Annotated in this window: 25 protein-coding genes; 16 read left to right on the top strand and 9 right to left on the bottom strand. The window is 56.7% G+C overall.

All coding sequences use genetic code 11. The annotated features are described in order from the left end of the window. Window positions 1-30: 30 nt before the first annotated feature. The 3 genes from NFR87_RS04845 to NFR87_RS04835 form a co-directional block, all read right to left on the bottom strand. Window positions 31-507: a NanQ anomerase/TabA/YiaL family protein gene (locus tag NFR87_RS04845; protein WP_251447154.1), complete on the bottom strand. Its 477-nt coding sequence runs from the start codon at window positions 505-507 to the stop codon at window positions 31-33. A gap of 58 nt (window positions 508-565) precedes the next feature. Further along, window positions 566-1,261, bottom strand: a complete 696-nt coding sequence (gene sigK, locus NFR87_RS04840; RefSeq protein ID WP_251447151.1) for an RNA polymerase sporulation sigma factor SigK — start codon at window positions 1,259-1,261, stop codon at window positions 566-568. Window positions 1,262-1,386: 125 nt separating this feature from the next. Beyond that, the gene (locus NFR87_RS04835; protein WP_251447149.1) at window positions 1,387-1,680 is read right to left on the bottom strand and encodes a hypothetical protein; all 294 of its coding nucleotides are present in this window, start codon (window positions 1,678-1,680) and stop codon (window positions 1,387-1,389) included. A 180-nt stretch (window positions 1,681-1,860) separates the two neighbouring features. On the opposite strand from NFR87_RS04835, the gene NFR87_RS04830 reads away from it, so the two are divergent. Together NFR87_RS04830 and rbr are read left to right on the top strand one after the other, a co-directional pair. Further along, the gene (locus tag NFR87_RS04830) at window positions 1,861-2,271 is read left to right on the top strand and encodes a Fur family transcriptional regulator (protein WP_251447147.1); all 411 of its coding nucleotides are present in this window, start codon (window positions 1,861-1,863) and stop codon (window positions 2,269-2,271) included. Between the two features lie 25 nt (window positions 2,272-2,296). After that, a complete protein-coding gene (rbr, locus tag NFR87_RS04825) occupies window positions 2,297-2,830 on the top strand; it encodes a rubrerythrin (protein ID WP_251447144.1) in 534 nt (177 codons plus the stop codon). A gap of 51 nt (window positions 2,831-2,881) precedes the next feature. On the opposite strand, the gene NFR87_RS04820 is transcribed toward rbr, so the two are convergent. The 4 genes from NFR87_RS04820 to NFR87_RS04805 form a co-directional block, all read right to left on the bottom strand. Beyond that, on the bottom strand, window positions 2,882-3,874 hold the full coding sequence (locus NFR87_RS04820; protein ID WP_251447141.1) for a transglutaminase domain-containing protein: 993 nt from the start codon (window positions 3,872-3,874) through the stop codon (window positions 2,882-2,884). Between the two features lie 15 nt (window positions 3,875-3,889). Beyond that, a complete protein-coding gene (locus NFR87_RS04815; RefSeq protein WP_251447139.1) occupies window positions 3,890-4,843 on the bottom strand; it encodes a C40 family peptidase in 954 nt (317 codons plus the stop codon). Window positions 4,844-5,076: 233 nt separating this feature from the next. Beyond that, on the bottom strand, window positions 5,077-6,159 hold the full coding sequence (locus NFR87_RS04810) for a site-specific integrase (RefSeq protein WP_251447137.1): 1,083 nt from the start codon (window positions 6,157-6,159) through the stop codon (window positions 5,077-5,079). 378 nt (window positions 6,160-6,537) lie between these two features. Then, window positions 6,538-7,326 (bottom strand): type I restriction enzyme HsdR N-terminal domain-containing protein, encoded by a 789-nt coding sequence (locus tag NFR87_RS04805; RefSeq protein ID WP_251447134.1) that lies wholly within the window; start codon window positions 7,324-7,326, stop codon window positions 6,538-6,540. Window positions 7,327-7,535: 209 nt separating this feature from the next. Between NFR87_RS04805 and NFR87_RS04800 the strand changes: the two genes are divergently transcribed. Then, window positions 7,536-7,751, top strand: coding sequence for a helix-turn-helix transcriptional regulator (locus NFR87_RS04800; protein ID WP_251447131.1), 216 nt, complete (start codon window positions 7,536-7,538; stop codon window positions 7,749-7,751). A gap of 219 nt (window positions 7,752-7,970) precedes the next feature. On the opposite strand, the gene NFR87_RS04795 is transcribed toward NFR87_RS04800, so the two are convergent. Beyond that, complete coding sequence (locus NFR87_RS04795; RefSeq protein WP_251447128.1) at window positions 7,971-8,300, bottom strand: helix-turn-helix domain-containing protein; 330 nt, start codon at window positions 8,298-8,300, stop codon at window positions 7,971-7,973. 158 nt (window positions 8,301-8,458) lie between these two features. On the opposite strand from NFR87_RS04795, the gene NFR87_RS04790 reads away from it, so the two are divergent. Beyond that, window positions 8,459-8,659 carry a helix-turn-helix transcriptional regulator gene (locus tag NFR87_RS04790; protein WP_251447125.1) on the top strand — a complete coding sequence of 67 codons (201 nt, stop codon included), beginning with the start codon at window positions 8,459-8,461 and terminating at the stop codon, window positions 8,657-8,659. Window positions 8,660-8,695: 36 nt separating this feature from the next. Then, window positions 8,696-8,869, top strand: a complete 174-nt coding sequence (locus tag NFR87_RS04785) for a hypothetical protein (protein ID WP_251447122.1) — start codon at window positions 8,696-8,698, stop codon at window positions 8,867-8,869. A 20-nt stretch (window positions 8,870-8,889) separates the two neighbouring features. Here the strand turns inward: NFR87_RS04785 and NFR87_RS04780 are convergent, their stop codons facing one another. After that, on the bottom strand, window positions 8,890-9,072 hold the full coding sequence (locus NFR87_RS04780; protein WP_251447118.1) for a hypothetical protein: 183 nt from the start codon (window positions 9,070-9,072) through the stop codon (window positions 8,890-8,892). A gap of 460 nt (window positions 9,073-9,532) precedes the next feature. On the opposite strand from NFR87_RS04780, the gene NFR87_RS04775 reads away from it, so the two are divergent. The 11 genes from NFR87_RS04775 to NFR87_RS04725 all read left to right on the top strand — a co-directional run bounded on the left by NFR87_RS04775 (window position 9,533) and on the right by NFR87_RS04725 (window position 18,703). Further along, window positions 9,533-9,832: a hypothetical protein gene (locus tag NFR87_RS04775; protein WP_251447116.1), complete on the top strand. Its 300-nt coding sequence runs from the start codon at window positions 9,533-9,535 to the stop codon at window positions 9,830-9,832. Further along, window positions 9,825-10,598: a helix-turn-helix domain-containing protein gene (locus tag NFR87_RS04770; protein ID WP_251447113.1), complete on the top strand. Its 774-nt coding sequence runs from the start codon at window positions 9,825-9,827 to the stop codon at window positions 10,596-10,598. The genes NFR87_RS04775 and NFR87_RS04770 overlap by 8 nt, the downstream gene beginning before the upstream one ends. Beyond that, window positions 10,592-11,920 carry a replicative DNA helicase gene (locus NFR87_RS04765; protein WP_251447111.1) on the top strand — a complete coding sequence of 443 codons (1,329 nt, stop codon included), beginning with the start codon at window positions 10,592-10,594 and terminating at the stop codon, window positions 11,918-11,920. Before NFR87_RS04770 ends, NFR87_RS04765 begins: the two co-directional genes overlap by 7 nt. A 14-nt stretch (window positions 11,921-11,934) precedes the next feature. After that, complete coding sequence (locus tag NFR87_RS04760) at window positions 11,935-12,714, top strand: ParA family protein (RefSeq protein ID WP_251447108.1); 780 nt, start codon at window positions 11,935-11,937, stop codon at window positions 12,712-12,714. Then, entirely contained in the window at window positions 12,707-13,987 is a 1,281-nt protein-coding gene (locus NFR87_RS04755) for a ParB/RepB/Spo0J family partition protein (protein ID WP_251447107.1), read from the top strand. The genes NFR87_RS04760 and NFR87_RS04755 overlap by 8 nt, the downstream gene beginning before the upstream one ends. Continuing rightward, window positions 13,984-14,337: a hypothetical protein gene (locus NFR87_RS04750; RefSeq protein WP_251447105.1), complete on the top strand. Its 354-nt coding sequence runs from the start codon at window positions 13,984-13,986 to the stop codon at window positions 14,335-14,337. Before NFR87_RS04755 ends, NFR87_RS04750 begins: the two co-directional genes overlap by 4 nt. Further along, a complete protein-coding gene (locus NFR87_RS04745) occupies window positions 14,334-16,283 on the top strand; it encodes a DNA cytosine methyltransferase (protein ID WP_251447103.1) in 1,950 nt (649 codons plus the stop codon). Before NFR87_RS04750 ends, NFR87_RS04745 begins: the two co-directional genes overlap by 4 nt. Next, window positions 16,280-16,618 carry a hypothetical protein gene (locus NFR87_RS04740; RefSeq protein WP_251447101.1) on the top strand — a complete coding sequence of 113 codons (339 nt, stop codon included), beginning with the start codon at window positions 16,280-16,282 and terminating at the stop codon, window positions 16,616-16,618. The genes NFR87_RS04745 and NFR87_RS04740 overlap by 4 nt, the downstream gene beginning before the upstream one ends. 162 nt (window positions 16,619-16,780) lie before the next feature. After that, window positions 16,781-17,269: a hypothetical protein gene (locus tag NFR87_RS04735; RefSeq protein ID WP_251447099.1), complete on the top strand. Its 489-nt coding sequence runs from the start codon at window positions 16,781-16,783 to the stop codon at window positions 17,267-17,269. Continuing rightward, window positions 17,266-17,937 (top strand): ASCH domain-containing protein, encoded by a 672-nt coding sequence (locus tag NFR87_RS04730; RefSeq protein WP_251447097.1) that lies wholly within the window; start codon window positions 17,266-17,268, stop codon window positions 17,935-17,937. Before NFR87_RS04735 ends, NFR87_RS04730 begins: the two co-directional genes overlap by 4 nt. 142 nt (window positions 17,938-18,079) lie before the next feature. Continuing rightward, the gene (locus NFR87_RS04725) at window positions 18,080-18,703 is read left to right on the top strand and encodes a hypothetical protein (protein ID WP_251447095.1); all 624 of its coding nucleotides are present in this window, start codon (window positions 18,080-18,082) and stop codon (window positions 18,701-18,703) included. Window positions 18,704-18,716: the final 13 nt, after the last annotated feature.

Genomic DNA, 18,716 nt, shown 5'->3' with positions numbered 1-18,716 from the left:
GGCACGGCCCCGGGGCCGTGCCTCTCTTTTTCAATCATCCTTCAAAAGCTCCATGCTGATCTTGATAACGCACTTGCGGCTGGTGGCGGGTGCGTCCCCCAGCATCAGGCCGGGCCGGTGGGCGTCCCAGGGGAAGAAAATGCCGAAGTGGCCGGCGGTGGCGGTGAGGATGCTCTCATCCTCCACCGCCTCCAAAAAGTCGATATCCCCCTCGGGCCGGGGCGTCACCAGCCGCTCCGCGCCGGTGCGGTGGGCCACGCCGATGCGCTCGCCCCCCTCGGGCCAATACATCAGGTCGATGTACTTGTCGTGCACCTCGGGGTGGGAGGCGTCAAAAGGCCGGGTGGTCATGTCCATCAGGTTGGCGAACATTCTCTCCCCGTCAATGGGGTGGGTGCCCAGGGGCAGGGCCATCAGATCGGTGGAGCGCAGGAACTCCAGGGCCTGGCGGATGGCCTTGGGATAGGCGGCGAAGGTGTCGGAGCCATTGAGTTTGGAGAAGATCATAGAAGCGCCTCCTGCCAGTTTTTGGATGCCAATATTATACTGGAGGCGGGCCGGGTTGTCAATCCAGCTCTTTTTCCAGGGCGGCCTTCAGCTTCTCCAGCGCTTTTTTCTCAATGCGGGATACATAGCTGCGGCTGATGCCGCACTGCTGGGCGATCTCCCGCTGGGTGAGGGGATGGGCGCCGCACAGGCCGTAACGCAGGCAGACCACCCGCTTTTCCCGCTCCTCCAGACAATCCTCCACGCACTTGCGTACCGCCGTCCCCGCGTCCCGGGCGGAGAGCTCCTCCAGCATGTTGTCGTCCACCCGGAGCACATCCATCAGGGAAAGAGAGCCCGCCTCCCCCTCGGCGTCCAGGGTGTCGGACAGGGAGACCTCCCCCTGGAGCTTTTTCTGGGAGCGGAAGTACATCAAAATCTCGTTTTCAATGCACCGGGAGGCATATGTAGCAAGACGTACGTTCCGATCCGGCTTAAAGGTGGAGATGCCCTTGATCAGCCCGATGGTGCCGATGGAGATCAGGTCGTCCTGCTCACAGGATTGGGTGTAGTACTTCTTCACAATGTGGGCGACCAGACGCAGGTTGTGGACAATAAGCTCGTCCCGGGCCTTGGGATCGCCCGCTGCGGCCCGCTCCAGGCACTCGCGCTCCTCCTCCGGTTTCAGGGCCCGGGGAAAGGAACCGGTGGAGGTGGACAGGCGAAGGGGGAAGAAAAGGGTGTGGAGCATCAGCACGAGCCAGGCGGAGAGCATGGGCGAGACCTCCCTTTACAAGCAATCTTTTCCATTCTATTCCGGAAGGTTTTGTCCCGATACAGGGGAAAAAGGATAAAAAAGCACGGCTCATTCTCTGAGCCGTGCTTTTTTGCGCCCCGAATTTACCGGACAGCGTCGTGGATGCCGTCGCCCACATCACGGGCGGCGTTGCCCACACCGTTGACCATGTCGCCGATCCCGTCCACAGCACCGCGGGCCACGTCGCCAATGGCGTCGCCGGCACGGGCGGCTCCCTGGGCCACGCTGCCGCTGGGCTCGGCCGAAGTGGCCGAGGGTGCGGTGGGGTTGGTGTTATCCGGGGTAGGGGTCACCGCCGGAGCGTCGGCGCTGGAGCAGGCCGCCAGGGCCGCAGTCAGCGTCAGCGCAAGGGCAAACAGACTGATCTTCCCTTTCATTCCCTTCTCCTCCTAAAAGAACATGATCGTTGGAATCTCCATCCGAAGGGTAGTATGCACTGAATTTCCGGTTTCACTCCCGGGAAAAACAGAAAGAAAAGTCCAAAAAATACTTGCATTTTTTAAGCTGCTATTTTATATTAATAAAAGGAATTATTCTCAATACTGATGGAGGAAGCCATGGTCGGAAAACGTTATTCCAGACAGCGGGAACTGATCTATCAGGCGGTGTGCGGCAGCAAGGAACATCCCACAGCAGAGATGGTCTACCAGTGGCTTAAGCACGCCAACCCCAATTTGAGCCTGGGAACGGTGTACCGCAACCTGAACCTTCTGGCGGAGGAGGGTGTGCTCATTCGGATGCCCTTCCCGGTGGAGCGGTACGACGCCGAGGTGCGGCCACACTCCCATTTTCGCTGCAAGCGCTGCGGCAGGGTCTTTGACCTGGAGGTGCCCTATGATGCGCAGATCGACGTCCAGGCCGCTCAGGTAAAGGGATTTCAAATCGAAAGTCACGACCTGACCTTTACCGGCTTTTGCCCGGACTGTCAGGGCGTAACTGATAACGGACAGAAAAGGACGATAGAGTAAAAATTTTGAAAGGAGATCGTGGCAAATGGAATTGAAAGGCAGCAAGACAGAGGCCAATCTGTGGAAGGCATTCGCAGGAGAGTCCCAGGCCCGCAACAAGTACACATACTTTGCCAGCCAGGCCCGCAAGGAGGGCTATGAGCAGATCGCCGCCATCTTTGAGGAGACCGCCGGCAACGAGAAGGAGCACGCCAAGCTCTGGTTCAAGGCGCTGTCCGGCATCGGCGACACCGCCGCCAACCTCCTGGCCGCCGCCGAGGGCGAACACGAGGAATGGACTGAAATGTACAAGGAGATGGCCCAGACCGCCCGGGAAGAGGGCTTCATCGCGCTGGCTGACGCCTTTGACGCAGTGGCCAAGATCGAGAAGAGCCATGAAGACCGTTACGTACAGCTGGCTGAGAACCTTGCCAAGGGCGAGGTCTTCAAGCGGGCCCAAGTGAAGGTGTGGTACTGCCGCAACTGCGGACATTTGGAGTATGGCCTGGAGGCCCCCGAGGTCTGCCCCGTGTGCGGTCATCCCAAAGCCTACTTTGAGATCAAGGCCGACAATTACTGAGAAACAAAAAGCACCCGGTATCCACTCGGATACCGGGTGCTTTTTTGCTTTTTACGCGCCCGGCGGCAGCAGGGGCTCCTCTGTGTCGGGGACAGGAGCGGGGGGCGGCGTGGGTTCCGGGACGGGGGTCGGAGTGGGCGTGGCCTCAGGCTCCGGCGTGGGCGTGGGGGCCGCGCTGCTTGTGGGGGAGGGAGTAGGGGTGACCGCAGAGGAGGGCGTCGCCAAAGGGTTCTCGCTCTCCACGGGGAGGGGAGAGACCTGGGTAATGACGGCGGGGCCGCCCATCCGCTCCGGGTAGGCGTCGGGATCGAAGGCGTAGTAGTCCCGCTTCGCTTCGGCGTTGAAATCCATCAGCTGCTGATCGGTAGACAGGCAGCAGATAAACAGCGGGTCGCGCTTCAGATGGGGGCAGGGATCGAAGTGGTACCAGCCTGCGCCGTAGTTCACAAGGCTCCAGGAGTGGGGCTCGGTGAGGGTGTCGCTCTCCCGTTTCACCTCCTGCACCTGAAAACCCAGGCCGGTGAGCAGGGCGCGGGAGCAGGCGTAGAAGGTGTACTCGTCGCCCTTGCCGGTGGTGAAGCCCCAATAGGCCGCCTGCCGCCAGTCCGACTTGACGGAGGTGCCGTCGCAGGTGATACAGCCCTTGATGTAGTAATAGACCGCCGAACACTGCTGAGACGCGTCCATGTCGGGGGTGATGATGGAGTCCAGTATGGTCTCCACCACCTGATCCGCGGCCTGGCGGGAGTATTGCCGCTGCTCTGTTTTTCGGTAGGCATGGCGGGGGGCCTGCCGGTTGTCCAGAGGGCCCCGGTTGACCAGCGCGTCGATGTAATAGCCGTGCTCTTCCAGCTGCTCCATGTCGGGGCGCTGGACGGCGGGAGCGGAAGACTGGGCCGCGGCGGAGAGGGCGGCCGGGGGGGCGGGAAGCTCTGAGCCCAAAGCCTCGGAGGGCCCGCCCAGGCAGTAGGCGGCGGAGAGCAGGGAGAGAGCCAGAACAACCGCGGCGGAGCCTTTTTGTCCGGCGGGAGTATGTCGTTTCATGAGGTGAGCCTCCGATCAGAAGATACGCCGGGCATAGACAAAGGCGTTGCTGTAATAATTGGAATCCAAACTGTCATACTGCACCCGATAGGAGTTGGTAGAGGCATGGATAAAACGGTTTTCTCCCACGTAGATGCCCACATGGGACACCGGGGTGGAGACCTGTCCATTGTAGAAGAAGACCAGGTCGCCGGGGAGCAGCTCATCCCGGGAGACGGGCACGCCGTTGTCCAGCTGACCGGTGGCGGTGCGGTTGAGCTCACGGTCAAACAGGCCGAACACATAGTAGGTAAATCCGGAGCAGTCAAAGCCCTCCGGAGAGTCGCCGCCCCATATGTAAGGGATGCCCAGGAACCATTCCGCCACGATGGGCACCTGCCAGCCCAGGGGGGAGACGGGGACGGCGGAGGAGACAGCGGCAGGGGCGGGCTCCGGCTCGGCGGGGCGGGACGCCTCTCCGCGGGAGCCGGCGCTGTCCTTGCAGGTGACCATGTAGTCGCTGGAGACATAGCCGGTGACGCTGCCGGTGTCGATCCTGAACCAGCCGGCGTCCATCCCGGTAATGGTGACCACGGAGCCGTCCGTCAGCGAGCCGACGCGGTCATAGCCGGTGCCGGGGCCGGAGCGGATATTGAGGATCCCGCCCTCGGCCTGTACCAGGCCATAGCCCATGACGGCGTCGGACTGGGTGGCCAGGGAGAGGTATTGGGCGGACATATAACCCTCTGTGCAGTCGCGGTCGACCTTATACCAGCCGCCTCCCGCGTCCTCCAGCACAATGACACGCTCCCCGATGGCGGCGATGTCCAGAATGGCGGCGTCGGAGCTGGGCTGTTCCCGCAGACGCAGGCCGTCGCCGGTGACCGTCCCGATGCCCAGATCCAAAGCGGAGGCCCCGGCTGTGCAGAGAAGGAACAATCCCAGGCAGAGGATCCCGCCGGAGAGCAGCCGTTTCAATTGTTGGCCCATAGCGCGCACGCTCCCTTTCTGTCTGCAAAAAAGACAAAATAATACATTTAGAGTATACCATGTAACAGCGGCAGGGTCAAGGGAGCGTGTAAGCTGTAGATGGAAAGGAGACCGAGCGAGGTTCTTGCGCTCCCGATCTCTTGAAGCAAAAAAAGAGACACCCCGGCGGGTGTCTCTTTTTGGCGCAGTGGGAGGGATTCGAACCCTCGATAAAATTCCAAAAATCACTGTAATTACAATGATGTAGAATCGCCGTTAGCATTTTTGTTAGCATTTTTCTTGAAAAAACCTTCGAAGGCCTTCTCATAGCGCTTAATGTCAGACTGGGCGATGTGGGTGTAGATCTTGCGCATTGTCTGGTTATCGCTCCAGCCGCCGATCTCCATGGTAATCTGCTCGGGCACCTTGAGGTGATAGGCCAAAGAAGCGAAAGAGTGGCGGAGACCGTGGAGCGTGACGGAGGGGAGCTTGTTTGCCTCGCAGATCTTGTGCAAGGCCCTGCGGATGGCGTCAGGGCCACAAGTGACGACTGGGCCAGATGGTTGCTCAGCTGCCGCCAGGGCGGCGTGTAGCTCGTCTATGAGGATCGGGATGATCCTGGTCGACGAGCGGTTTTTGTTCTCCGCTTTTTGCACCAGCTTGTGGTTTTTGTCTGGGACGGCAGCGCCCTTTACCTTGATCCGCCGATGGGGAAGATCTACGTTTTCCCACCTGAGGGCCATGATCTCAGAGCGGCGCAGACTGGACAGAGCCAGGAGGAAGGGGATCTCATACTTGCTGCCATGGACGGCGGCGATAAACTTGGGGATATCATCTGCATCCAGGAAGTCACGGGCATTGGGGACGACCTGGGGAAGTGGGATCTCCGGCATCGTGATCCCGGCTTCAGCTTTGACAACAGACTTTACAAGCCCCCATGCGTTCTTCAGTGTCTTTGCCCCGCAAAGACGAGCCTCCGCGTTGCAGGCGGCCATATAGTCATCCTCTGTTATATCCGACAGAGAACGATCCATGAGTCCCTTGAAGCGGTTTCGCTTGATGCCTTCATAGCCGCGTATGGTGGCGGGGGACAGGATGTTGCTGCGGGATTCCATATAGCTCTCTATGGCCTCGGCCAGGGTGGGGAGTTTCTCGGGCTCTTCTTCATCCGGAGCGGCCGGCGCCCGTTTGCCGGCCAGATACTCGGATTTTATGAGCTGGGCTTGCCTGGTACACTCCTTTTCTGTTCGGGCGCTGACGGGGATGCTCTCGCCACCCAGGCGGAGCTGGATGAACCACTTCCCGGAGGGGAGCTTCCGGGCTTTTGGCACCTTCACGGCGTGGGCACCTCCTCGCTTGCAATTTGTGTCGGATTATGATATCCTATCCATGGCGCTGCTGAATCGTGGCGGTCAGCCCTCTGAGAAGGGGGCAGCTTCTTTTTCGCCCCCGGAAAGGGGGGCTGTCCTATGGTTACTTATGAGGCGCTCTTTGCGTACTCCATGGTCATCCTTGGGATCGTAGCCCTGTTTATGGGCATAAAAAAGAAGTGACCGCCGGCACCCTGACAAGTACGGCGGTCACGCAAGTATGTGAGGGCTGACTGAGGCGATCAGCAGCGCCCTCTCTATATTTTCAGTATAACCGCCTTTTATGCGATTGTCAAGCCCCCGGCCTGGTGCCGGGGGTTTTTGTGTCCTACTCGTACACCAGCGTCATTCGGTCGGAGTGTTGCTCTTTGCTGGTTTCTCCGACTTTGCCGCCGGTTTAAGCGCTTTGGCTACCTTTTTCTTGGCGTCTGCGGCACGCTCATCATCCAGCACGTCCCGCTTGATGATCTCCTCGGCAATGATGCTGCTGATCTCATCATTGGAGACCTTGGCGTCAGGAGACATCTTGCGGATCGTCCGCCGTACCATATCCAAGGCCGGCTCAGAGAGAAGGATCTGGGCTATCGTGACCTTATTGACAAGCTGCTGCTGGGTGTGGTACTCGTCCAGGTAGGTCTTGTTACCCTTGGTCATGGCCTCCCGGGAAAGATAGTAGAGCATCTCCAGCTCGTTCTGCTTTTTGGGATTGAGAGTGGAGAAATCAAAATCATAAACCAACTCGGCAGAGACGGGTTTTCCAAAGATGATATTATAGACCTTCCAGTTGACACCGTTGGTCAGCACGACCCACTCTATTCCAGAGTTGGAGCCGTAGTCAACGGCTTGCTTGATGTGCTGATCCTTCAGATCAAGGCCGGCAGCTTTGGCCTCAATAAGAAGCTTGGGCACGCCGTCAATTTTGATAGCCAAGTCGCAATAGGTCTTTTTGATGGCGTACTCAGAGGTAATCTCAGTGTACTTATCATAGCCAAAAACATCTGAGAGGATGTCGGAGATGATCGTTACGGTATCACTCTCGTTGATGTCCTTATCCCTGGCTTTCTTGATGATGGGCTGAAATCTCTTTGCGCCGGCGATCAGACGCTCCTTTACCTTTGCGGGAATAGTTACCATAGTCCGTTCTCCTCTCTCTTCCCGGTGTTCGATTCGGGCACCGGGATTTTTTGCCGCTCATACCGAGCGGGTTTTCACAAAAGCTATCTGCACCAAGCCCTTGAATCTCAAGGAATTTTAGCGACTATTCGCTAAAAAGGCGTTTTGCGACAAAATTCGTGTAAAATTGTGCCCTGAGTAGATTACATTGTGGATGCGGAGTGCAGAGAATGGTAATTCGAGTACGCGAGCGCCGGGAGGCGCTGGGCTTGTCCCAAGCAGAGCTGGCCACGATGGCCGGGGTGGGGCAACATACCGTCAGCGATATAGAGACCGGGCGTCACATTCCCAGAGTGGACGTGGCCATTCAGATCGCCCGGGCGCTTGCCCTTCCGGTAGAGGCACTGTTTGTTGTACCGGGCGACGGAAGTGCCTACCCTATATAGCGATTGACGGGGTGGAACGTTTGGACTATAATAACCATAGAACGAACGTTCCACAGCCAAATAAAGCTACATGGAGAAAGGGGCCGGGGAAAATGGATCAGACGATAAAATTCAAAAAGAGCGGAACCCCGGAAGTGCAGGCCATACATATGAGCGAAGGAGACAGGGAGGATCTGGAGAGATTTCGGGCGTTGATGAAGCGACTATCACCGGCGCAGATCAAGATGGTTGCTGATCTGATGCTTGAGAGGCCAGATACTCCATAAAATGGAGGACTTCTTTTCTGCGAGCAGGGGAGAGGGACAAGAATAGGCGTTCCATTTCAGTGAGCCCATCGTCTTTGACGGTGGGCTCTTTTTCGCACTCAAGGAGATAATCAGTTGTGACAGAAAATAAGTTTGCCATTGAAACAATGCAGGAAGAATCAGGCTCAGATAATCCTTTTTCCCATTTCCCGATAGCTTGCTGAGTGAGGTTGAGCTTTTTTGCTAAATCAGCCTGGGACATTTTTGAAGAGATACGAAGTTCCTTAATTCGGTTTTGGAGCATAACTGATACCTCCTGACAAACAACATTATAGATACAACTGGCAGTTGTGTAAAGAGGTTACGAAGAAAAGTTGTGAAACCGTATTGACAACAACCGAAAGGTGTGGTATTTTGATTAAAAGAACAACTGCAAGTTGTGACTTGGGGGGAGGTGATTGTATGGACTGGTTGAAAAAACTGCGAACAGAAAAGGGACTGACATGTGATGCAGTGGGAAAGGAGGCTGGGATTACTCAACAGCATTACAGTTTTATCGAAGCCGGAGACCGGCGTCCTTCTGTTGATGTGGCCAAGCGGATCGCAGGGGTGCTGGGATTTGAGTGGACCAGGTTTTTCGAGGATCAAGCCACAAGTGCATGAGGCCCGGGATGTCAGTGCCGAAAGGAGGTGAGAGGGATGAAAATGGGATATGGTAGTCGAGAGGTTATCATTCGGTTATCAGCAAATCAAGATGAGCTTTTGGCACAATTGGCAGATGTGGCTGAAAAGGCAGATGCAACCTCTGCAGCGGCCAGAAAGCTCATAGAAGGAATCAAAGAAGCTGGAGCACAAAAAACCGCGGAGGAGTGAGGCCTCCTCCACGGTTTGGATCAATCTATGTAGCTTAATATGGCATCTTTGAAAGAATCTAACGCATAAAAGACTTGCTTCATTGAATCTTTGAGTTGACCTTCGGATGCTGGGACTTTGCTGTAATCATCAAGGAAATTGATTTCAGCCGAAAAGCTCTGTAGGGCTTCATCCAGTTTGTGTTCCAATTCTGCCTTGGTCATAATTTACACCCCCTTTCTTCGCCCACATTCTACCACAGGGGTGGGGAGGGGGCAAGGCAAAAAAGCGCCCTGTCCAGTGCGGCAACACCAGGCAGGGCATGGGGTGGATAAGTGTGGCAAACTAATCCGCCCTCATTTTAGCAGACTGAGACGGCACCGTCAAGAGCGCCGTGAGAGGAGGGTATTATATGCCGCGACCGCTGCCGACTGAGCGGCAACGCAGGGAACGAGCCCTGCAGCACGCTATTGCGAGAGCACGGGTGGATCAGGATCTCCCGAAGGATCGGGACGTCGCTGACCGACTGGGACTTTCCTATGTCACGTATTCGAAGCGGAAAAAGGATCCATATCGTGCCTATGGGTTTGAACTGGCCGCCGATACGGCCCAGAAGCTCAAATTTACGGGCAAAGAACTGTGCGCAATTTGCGGGGTACCATACGCCCCGGTGGAGGAATAAATATGAAAGAAAAAGATCCTAATTTTCTGGCGGAGATCCATGTGAAGTGTCTGCGCAGTGAGGATAATCCCGACAAATTATCTACCAGTGTGTATATCCATGGGACTGGCAGATGGCTCATGGGGGCTTTGAGTCTTGTGATCGATGATATTGGAGAGAAGATGGCGGCGCCGGCTCCGATGGTGGCGGCATTGGCGGCTGCACGCGTGGCAACACTGAGAGAAAAAGGTTTTGATGCCATCAGTGTTGACTTGAGTCGGAGCTCGAGTGGACAAGGACAGCGGGGTGGAGGTAATGGCTGATCGGCCTGGCTTTTGGGCAGTGCTTCCGGCATCGGTGCGATATGATGCTGGGCTTCCCCCGAATGCCAAGCTGCTCTACGCAGAGATATCCGCTCTATGTGACAGTGAGGGTTACTGCTTCGCAAATAATCGGTATTTTGCAGGGCTGTTCGCTATCAGTGTGCCTACAGTGCAGCGGCTGATAAAGACGCTGGCGGACAAGGGATACATACAGGTGGAGGTAGAGCGGGACAAGGCCACAAACGCTGTGGTAGAGCGGCGCATTTTTGCCGGGTGGGATACAGCGGAGATGGTGCGGAGACCTCACCTCAAAAATGAGGTGACCTCACCTCAAAAAGAAGGTGACCCCTCACCTCAAAATTGTGAAAACAATAAGGAAGAACAATCTAAGTATATTATCAATACCCCCCTACCCCCCAAAGGGGGGCGGCGAGTAAAGTCTGTTCCTCGGTGGAAGCCGGAGCGGTTTTCTGCATTCTGGGATTTTTACTCCCACAACGTACGGGGGGAGAGCAGACAGGCTGCCGTCAAGGCTTGGGACAAACTCAGACCGGATGATGCGCTCATCGGTGTCATGGGACAAGCTCTCCTCCGGCAACTTGCCACGGACGAGTGGAAACGGGGAGTTGGCCTACCCTATGCCTCGACCTGGCTCAATAACCGCCGCTGGGAGGATGTTCCTTCCAGGCGGATGGGTGGAGAACGGTTCGATGAAAGAGCGGATGACGGGATCGTCAGAGAGTCGGGGTACGTGCCGGTATGGTAAACAGCGCATCTGACGCCATCATGTATCAGGTCAGCGTAATTGGATCTATGCTCATTGACGAGCGGTGTATTGGCCCGACGCTGGCAGATCTGCGGCCGGAGGATTTTATATCTGATTCTTACCGCAAACTCTACCTGGCCATTCGCCGTCTTTTCGTGTCTGGGCAGGCGGTGGATCCGGTGACCGTTCTGGCTGAAATGGAGAAGGACACCTCTGCACAGTGGTATGACGTGATCCATCAGTGTGTGGAATTGACGCCGACAGCTGCCAACGTGGCAGAGTATACTCGTCTTCTCCGAGAGCAAGCCAGGATCTCCCGTATCAATGATTTGGGCCATGAGATCCTTGAGGTTCGCAATCAAGAGGATGCCCAGACCGTTATCGGCAAGCTCAATGCCCAACTGGTCGAGCGGTCAGGGGTGAAGGTCACTACCATGGAAGAGGGGCTGTCCCGGTTCATTGAGCGGCACCGGGAAAAACCGGTATACCTGCCCTGGGGACTTCCGGACTTGGACAGTAGCCTATACGTTGGCTCAGGTAAATTCGTAGTCATTGGTGGATATGCCTCGGACGGTAAGACGGCCTTGGCGCTCTCCTCCGCTTGGACTATGTCGGAAAAATACCGGGTCGGCTTTTACTCGTTGGAGACTGATGACGGGACACTGTTTGACCGGCTGATGGCCCGGGTGGCCCTCATTGAGATGGGCCGCATCAAAAAGGGTGAGCTTACACAGGAGGACTACGACACCATTGCCCAGGCGTCTGGCAAGGTGGCATCTCACAACCTGGAGCTTATCATGGCGGCAGGGATGTCGGTCGAGGATATTTTTGCACATGCCCAGTCTCGTCGCTATAACGTGATCTACATCGACTATATCCAGTTGATTCCGGGCAATCGTAGCCGGGGGCGCACAGAAGAGGTCACGGGTATCAGCATAGGCCTGCACACATCCGCCCAGCGGACAGGTATCACTGTGGTCGGCCTCAGTCAACTCACCCGGCCCGAGAAGGAAGGAAAGAGCCGGGTGGCGCCGTCTATGTCCAGTCTTCGAGAATCTGGACAGTTGGAGCAGGATGCCGATGTGGTGCTTTTGCTCTACAGGGAAACGCCGGAGGATCCCAAGAGCCGAAGGGTGCTCAAGGTGGCAAAGAACAAAGAGGGTGAAATAGGCCTTTTTTATTTGATGTTTGACGGAGCAACCCAGACTTTTCGGCGGCACTATAACCAGGATCTACCGCCCAAAACCAAAAGAAAAGAATCGGAGTACAAGCAGGTGGATCTCAGTGAGCTCCATGGCAACGATCCGGATAATCCGTTTTGAGGAGGAATTGAAAAATGAAAACGATAGCTATCGCCAGCTTTAAGGGCGGGGTAGGGAAGACCACCACCGCCATCAATATGGCCGCCATCCTGGCCACCGAGCATGATAAGCGGGTGCTCTTGGTAGACGCCGACGGCCAAGCAAATGCCACCAAGTCCCTTCTTCCGGTGCGGGAGCAGGAGCCGGCATTGACCCTCACTGACTTCTTCCGGGCCGATTTGCCGGATATGTGGCGGCAGTACGTGTCCCCGACCACCTTCCGGGGACTGGATATCATCCCGGGGGACAGCTCGCTCTGGGCCTTGGAAATGTCCGGAGGCGTCAGAAATAATCTGCTGCGGGATATGAGGAACGCCATCATGGAGACGGACGCCTATGACTTCATCATCATTGACTGCCCCACCGGAGTACCCATTGGCACCGTGGCCGGCCTTCTGGCGGCCAACGAGGTCATTATCCCGGCCCAGCTGGGCGGCTACGCTGAGGACGGCGCCATGGAAATGGTGTCCCAGGTAGAGGGCTTCCGGACAGCGAACCCAGACATTCGGGTGGGAGGCGTGCTGCTGACCAAGTGGGCCAAGTCGGATCACAGCATTCGACATGAGCGGGCCCTGCGGGAGCGCTACGGTATCAACGTGTATTCCACCAATGTCCGGTATTCCGGCAAGGTGCCGGAAAGCACCGGCAACAATACCACGGTGTCAGCCTATTCGCCCCGGAGCGCTGCGGCGGTGGATTACCGGCGTTTTGTCCGGGAGTACCTGGGTGGAGAGGAGGCAGGGAAAAATGGCTGAGAAGTTTAGCCTGGCGGCCTCCTTGGCGCCGGTGTCAGAATCGGACACGACCGGCCGGGAGCAGATCGAGTACATAGACATCGCTCACATCCACCCGGACGAGCGGAATTTTTATGAACTGAGTGGCATCGAAGAGCTGGCAGCCAGTATTGAGCTGGTAGGGCTTCAGCAGCCTCTCCGGGTGCGTCCCGGCGAGGAGAAGGGCGAATATATTGTTGTTTCCGGCCATCGGCGCCATGCGGCGCTGAACCTGCTTGTGCAGGAGGGCAAAGAGCAATTCCGTCAAACGGCGTGTATTGTGGAGAAGCAAAGCGGCGCCGCCGATGAGGTCGAAACTTGGCTTCAGGAGCTGCGCCTGATCTGCGGTAACAGCGACACCCGTAAGTTGTCCCCGGCCGATATATCCAAGCAGGCGGAGCGGGTGGAGGAACTCCTCTACCGGCTCAAGGATGCTGGGATGGAGTTCCCGGGCCGGATGCGGGATCATGTGGCGGAGGCTTGTAAAGTCAAGGGCTCTAAACTGGCTCGCCTAAAGGTGATCCGGGAGAAGTTGGTGCCGCCGGCATATGTCAAACTGTGGGAGGCGGGCAAACTGCCGGAGCAGACGGCGTATGCCATTGCCCGAATGGAGCCCCTGCTGCAGGAGGAGCTGGCCAAGGCCTGCCCAAAGAAGCTGCCCGATGGGCGCGTTGCAGAGGAGATCCAGCGGAAGGGCATGGTGGCATATCTCACCCGGGATCAAAAATGCCCAGACGGCGAGGCCTGCACCAACGGGGCCCGGATCCTGTCCCGTGACGCTCATGTTGATTACTCCTGGAAGGTCGGCCAGTGTGGGTGCTGTGCGGACTGCCATGATAATATGACCTGTCAATATGTCTGCCCCCAGGGCAGGGCTGCCGGCGAAAAAAAGAGGAGGAAGAAGAAGGAAGCGGAGGAGGCCAGGCAGAAGACGGAAAAGGAGCGGAAAGATGCCAAGGCCCGGGAGATGATTACTGCCTTTGCCCGTCGCGTTGCCGCGGCGGCTGGAACCAAGGAGCGGCTGGAGCAGGCAATCAAGGCCGCCAACGAAAAATTAACGCAGGCTGGGACATCTTTTTCCTATGGAGGGTCTCTCTCAAAGGCTGCGTTTGATGGGGAAATAGCGTATACCTGGTATGGTTACTATTGTCCGGATGCTGTTGCCCTGGCCGCGATCTGCCGTGAACTGGGCTGTTCCGCGGATTATCTCCTGGGACTCTCCGATAAGCCGCTTTTGGAGAGGGCCGGCAAATGAGATGCAAAATATTTAATTGCGACGTGCTCCACCGCAACCAGTGTTGCGCATTGTGTGACCGCCGCAGCGAATGCGACAACCCCTGTCTCAATCACCCCAGCCGATGCAGGCAGACCCGCAAAGAGACGCCCAAGGAGCTGATCTGTGAGCACCACATCAAGCTGGTCACCGGCGAAGAAGCCGCCAAGATCCTGTATACCCATCGACCCTTGGGACTGTTCTATCGCCGCCTAGGCCCGGGCAATGGCTTTATTGGCATTCGCAACTGTACCGGTGAGGCGCAGGAACGGGAGTTTCCGGGTGTGGAGGAGTGTGTCTATTGGCTTATCGATATGGGAGGCCAGATATGAGATCACGCACTCAAATGAGATACAGCGTCCAGATGGATCTTACACGAGAGATCATTGTGGACAACTTTGCCGGCGGGGGCGGGGCCTCTACGGGGATCGAACTGGCCACGGGCCGGGTGGTGGACATTGCCGTCAACCACGATCCTGCCGCCATCCGCATGCACAAGACCAATCACCCACACACTGTCCACTACCAGGCCAGTGTGTGGGATGTGGATCCGGAGGAGGTCTGCGCCGGCCGCCCTGTGGGGCTGGCATGGTTTTCTCCGGACTGCAAGCACTTTTCGAAAGCCAAAGGCGGAAAGCCCGTGGATAAGAACATCCGGGGCCTATCCTGGGTCGTTCTCCGCTGGGGTATGACTGTGACGCCCCGGGTCATTATCATGGAAAATGTAGAGGAAATCCAGACCTGGGGGCCACTCATTACCGCGGAAGACGGAAAGCAATACCCAGACCCGGAGAGAAAAGGGGAAACGTTCAGGGCATTCATCGGAATGCTGTCAACTGGCACACCGGAGGATCACCCCGGATTTGTGGAGGGGTGCCAATTCCTTGGTATAACGCCCGGGAGCCCGGAGGCAAAACTTCTGTCCAAAGGACTGGGTTACAAGGTGGAGTGGCGCGAGCTGGTAGCGTCGGACTACGGAGCCCCCACCATCCGGAAGCGGTTCTTCCTCATTGCCCGGTGTGACGGCAAGCCTATCGTCTGGCCGGAGCGCACCCACGCCCCTGCTGACAGTTTGGAGGTCAAAAGCGGCAAGTGTAAGCCCTGGCGGGCGGCTGCCGAGATCATTGACTGGAGCCTTCCCATGTACTCGGTCTTTGAAAGTAAGCAGGAGATCAAGGAAAAATACGGTGCCACGGTTGTGCGGCCCTTGGCCGACAACACCCTGCGCCGGGTGATCCGAGGCACGGACAAATTTACCATCCGAAGCGGCAAGCCCTTCCTGGTGGAGTGTAACCACTCTGGCGGCGGACACATCGCCGGAGCGGACAAGCCCCTGGGGACGGTCACTGCCAAGCATACCCAAGGCGTGTGTGCTGCACAGCTTATGTCCATCGGTCAGACGGGGGGCGGGGATCGGATTCAATCTGTGGAACGGCCGGCACCGACAACGGTATCGAAGGCGGAGGCTTGCTTGGTCAATGCGGAACTTTCCCCAGTCACCTTGTCCAACACGAGCGGGTCTGTTGGTTTTTCGGCAGATAAGCCCGTACATACCATAACGACGGATGGCAAGCAAATTCTCCACGCCGCCCATCTTGCCCAATACCACACTGAGCAGACCGAGGGCGTGCGGGGACAAGGCCTTCGGGATCCCCTTCAGACGGTGGACGCCGCCAACCGTTACAGCCTGGTGAGCGCCAACCTGGTGGAGTATTTCAGCACCGGCAAGCCTCTTGATCTGTCGGATCCCATGCACACGGTCACGTCCCATGACCGGGAGGCCCTGATGGCGGCACACGTCGTCAAGTTCAAAGGGCAGAATTTGGGACAGGCGGCGGACTACCCGCTTCAGACTATCACGGCTCACGCGGATCCGTTCGCAGTCTGCACGGCGGTGATCGCCAAGGCGGGGCCGGGAGCAGATTTGGGCCACTGGCCGGAGATCCGGGCCCTCCTCAACCAGTATTGCGGCTATCATCTGGCGACAGATGAAATCATCCTGCTGGTGATCGGCGGGGCAGTCTACTATATCCGGGATATTCTTCTGCGTATGCTGACGTCGAGGGAGCTCTACAACGCCATGGGTTTTCCGCCGGACTACATTATCGACCGGGATTACACCGGAGCGGAGTACGGTAAGACCCTCCAGGTGGCCCGCTGCGGCAACGCTGTGCCGCCCCCTTTTGCCACGGCCCTTGTAAGGGCCAATTTGCCGGAGTGGTGCAAGGGCAAGAGGATCATAACGATGGCGGAACTTGAAAAGGAGGTCGCGGTATGAGCATTGAGGATATCATCGATAGTTTGGAAGAACTGGAGAAATATGGTGTAGATATGGAATGCGACCGCATGGTTCTCCGGCGTGCCATTGCCCTGTTGCGCACCCACCCGGCGGCCCAGCCAGACGAGCCGTTGACGCTGGAGGAGCTGCGGGGAATGGACGGAGATCCGGTGTGGCTGAAAACATTGGGAGAAGATTTTGAGGATGGGTGGCAGATTGTTGTTGATGTCGATAAGCTGAGGGTACACTTCCGGCAGTTTTATGCCCCCACTTTTTGTGAGGACTATGGAAGCACATGGGCCGCCTACCGCCGCCCGCCGAAGGAGAACACCTGATGAAGCCGTTGGAAAGTGGTAGCTGTTCAACTTGTAAACACAGCAAAAAATCCCACTATGAAAAGTATTGTGGGCCGTGTATTGAAGCTACCTTCACATCCTTCCAACATCCAGAATGTAAATACCCAGAGTTCCCTGAATACGAGCCGAAGGAGGATTAACATGGAGAGGTTGACGAAGAAAGACCCGTGCGGTTTGTGGATTACAACCGAATGTGAAGAACACTGTGATGAACGGCTTGATGGTACGTGTAAAGTTTTTTGTATGGGCGAGGCTATTGACCGCCTCGCCGCTTACGAGGACGCTATGACGCTGGAGCGGGTGCAGGAACTTGCCCAGGCAGAGAAGGACGGGCGGCTGGTGGTACAAGACGTATTTTCTCTGTGGCCCATAGAATGCGATGTGTGTGAAAGAAATGTTGATGGACACGGATGTAAGGGGCTTGAAGACGCCATTGACGATTCGAGACCTGGGGCAGAGTGGACTTTTATGGCAAAGAACTGTCCAAAGCAAGTTTATCGGGTACACACTACGTCTGAACGATTGCAATTAGCCTGGCAAGGAAAAGCAGATATAGATGGTATCCGATATTTCCTGACAAAACAAGATGCTGAGGAAGCGTTGAGAGAGGAGAGGGGAGAAAGCCAATGAAACCGATCCTATTTAACTCAGAGATGGTACGGGCAATCCTGGACGGGCGGAAGACCGTGACGCGGCGGGTGGTCAAGGAACCGTGGTACATAGAGGACGAGACGGTTTCCAAGGCGTCAGGTTTGGCTATGCACAAAGGATCTAATTGCACTTACGGTATGCCATATCCTGATAGCATTTACCGACCCGGCGAGATCCTGTATGTGCGGGAGACGTTCTTCAAAGCTGTGGACCGCTATATGTACAAAGCGAATTACTCTGACAGTGAGAAATTCTACCGAAATGGGAAAGTAGTATCTATCAAATGGCACCCCTCCATCCATATGCCGAAGGAGGCGGCCCGGTTGTTTCTGCGGGTGAAGGCGGTTCGGATAGAGAAACTCCGAGCGATGGGTATGGAAGACGCATTGATGGAGGGTATCACTCCGATAAATAGACCGGGTGGGTGCAAATGTCAGTTTGCAGTTGACGGCTGCATGGAGGAACCGTGCCCCAACAGAGCAGCCTATGAGACATATCGACATATGGATCCATTTATACAACTGTGGGATAGCACCATTGCTCCCGCAGATCGCGCCTTCTACGGCTGGGAGGCTAATCCCTGGGTGTGGGTCATCGGGTTTGAGCGGGTCACAAAGGAGGAGGCTGAAGATGGCGATGGAGCCTGACCGGGCAATATGGCACTGCTGCCGACAGCGAGCGGGGCCGTTGGTCAAGGAATGTCGAGCGCTGCGCCCCCGCTTCCGAACAGATGAGACAGGCCTTGACCATAGAGCCAAGGCAGAAATAAAGAAATATCAAAAGAACGCTGTGAATCGCCGTCAGGTGGATCGCTTGGAGATCCGCCTGGCGGCATTGGGCCCCACTGGCACACACTTCTCGTTAAGCTTTGACAACGACAGTTTGCCCCGCGACTTTCAGGAAGCACGGCGCCGGATGCGGGCCTTCTTTGCCAGAGTGTCTCGCTGGCGAAGTGGGGAACCACTGGACTACTGCTATGCCATTGAGGGACTTCATGGGGATCATCGATACCATGTCCATTTTGTCGATGACTACAATGATCTGTCTCCTGCAGAGGTGCGGGGACTATGGCGTTATGGAGACGTGGTAGATACGCCGGTGCTCCAGATCACAAAGTATACAGATCCTGAGACTGGCGATCCTGTTGTCTTCTCGCAGGGCGGTTTCCGCCAGATGGCCGAGTATCTCAACAAGGAGCGCACCGATGGCGTTATTATCCCGATCGGCCGGCACCCCTGGAGCTGCTCCAGAAGCCTCACCGCCAAGATCCCACCGCCGGAGCGTTGGATGGACACGTCAGGAGTGATTGAGATCCCGGACAATACATTGTGGGCTCGCCGGGGCGGCGTGGAGAATGACTTCGGAGCCTACTATTACGCCAGCTGGATCGATGCCTCGGCTATACTACTTTAAAACGCGCGAACTA

The sequence above is a fragment of the Vermiculatibacterium agrestimuris genome, assembly GCF_943193085.1.
GTDB lineage: Bacteria > Bacillota > Clostridia > Oscillospirales > Oscillospiraceae > Vermiculatibacterium > Vermiculatibacterium agrestimuris.
Note: the sequence above shows the minus strand (reverse complement) of the source record. Positions and strands in the feature narration are given on the sequence as shown.

Excerpts from the sequence above, each read along its gene's own strand:
- NFR87_RS04765 (WP_251447111.1), top strand. The coding sequence starts at position 10,592 with ATGGTAAACAGCGCATCTGACGCCATCATGTATCAGGTCAGCGTAATT.
- NFR87_RS04835 (WP_251447149.1), bottom strand. The coding sequence starts at position 1,680 with ATGAAAGGGAAGATCAGTCTGTTTGCCCTTGCGCTGACGCTGACTGCG.
- NFR87_RS04845 (WP_251447154.1), bottom strand. The coding sequence starts at position 507 with ATGATCTTCTCCAAACTCAATGGCTCCGACACCTTCGCCGCCTATCCC.
- NFR87_RS04755 (WP_251447107.1), top strand. The coding sequence starts at position 12,707 with ATGGCTGAGAAGTTTAGCCTGGCGGCCTCCTTGGCGCCGGTGTCAGAA.
- NFR87_RS04795 (WP_251447128.1), bottom strand. The coding sequence starts at position 8,300 with ATGCTCCAAAACCGAATTAAGGAACTTCGTATCTCTTCAAAAATGTCC.
- NFR87_RS04800 (WP_251447131.1), top strand. The coding sequence starts at position 7,536 with ATGGTAATTCGAGTACGCGAGCGCCGGGAGGCGCTGGGCTTGTCCCAA.
- NFR87_RS04820 (WP_251447141.1), bottom strand. The coding sequence starts at position 3,874 with ATGAAACGACATACTCCCGCCGGACAAAAAGGCTCCGCCGCGGTTGTT.
- NFR87_RS04830 (WP_251447147.1), top strand. The coding sequence starts at position 1,861 with ATGGTCGGAAAACGTTATTCCAGACAGCGGGAACTGATCTATCAGGCG.
- rbr (WP_251447144.1), top strand. The coding sequence starts at position 2,297 with ATGGAATTGAAAGGCAGCAAGACAGAGGCCAATCTGTGGAAGGCATTC.
- NFR87_RS04815 (WP_251447139.1), bottom strand. The coding sequence starts at position 4,843 with ATGGGCCAACAATTGAAACGGCTGCTCTCCGGCGGGATCCTCTGCCTG.
- NFR87_RS04770 (WP_251447113.1), top strand. The coding sequence starts at position 9,825 with ATGGCTGATCGGCCTGGCTTTTGGGCAGTGCTTCCGGCATCGGTGCGA.
- NFR87_RS04780 (WP_251447118.1), bottom strand. The coding sequence starts at position 9,072 with ATGACCAAGGCAGAATTGGAACACAAACTGGATGAAGCCCTACAGAGC.
- NFR87_RS04730 (WP_251447097.1), top strand. The coding sequence starts at position 17,266 with ATGAAACCGATCCTATTTAACTCAGAGATGGTACGGGCAATCCTGGAC.
- sigK (WP_251447151.1), bottom strand. The coding sequence starts at position 1,261 with ATGCTCTCCGCCTGGCTCGTGCTGATGCTCCACACCCTTTTCTTCCCC.
- NFR87_RS04740 (WP_251447101.1), top strand. The coding sequence starts at position 16,280 with ATGAGCATTGAGGATATCATCGATAGTTTGGAAGAACTGGAGAAATAT.
- NFR87_RS04785 (WP_251447122.1), top strand. The coding sequence starts at position 8,696 with ATGAAAATGGGATATGGTAGTCGAGAGGTTATCATTCGGTTATCAGCA.
- NFR87_RS04745 (WP_251447103.1), top strand. The coding sequence starts at position 14,334 with ATGAGATCACGCACTCAAATGAGATACAGCGTCCAGATGGATCTTACA.
- NFR87_RS04805 (WP_251447134.1), bottom strand. The coding sequence starts at position 7,326 with ATGGTAACTATTCCCGCAAAGGTAAAGGAGCGTCTGATCGCCGGCGCA.
- NFR87_RS04775 (WP_251447116.1), top strand. The coding sequence starts at position 9,533 with ATGAAAGAAAAAGATCCTAATTTTCTGGCGGAGATCCATGTGAAGTGT.
- NFR87_RS04760 (WP_251447108.1), top strand. The coding sequence starts at position 11,935 with ATGAAAACGATAGCTATCGCCAGCTTTAAGGGCGGGGTAGGGAAGACC.
- NFR87_RS04735 (WP_251447099.1), top strand. The coding sequence starts at position 16,781 with ATGGAGAGGTTGACGAAGAAAGACCCGTGCGGTTTGTGGATTACAACC.
- NFR87_RS04790 (WP_251447125.1), top strand. The coding sequence starts at position 8,459 with ATGGACTGGTTGAAAAAACTGCGAACAGAAAAGGGACTGACATGTGAT.
- NFR87_RS04750 (WP_251447105.1), top strand. The coding sequence starts at position 13,984 with ATGAGATGCAAAATATTTAATTGCGACGTGCTCCACCGCAACCAGTGT.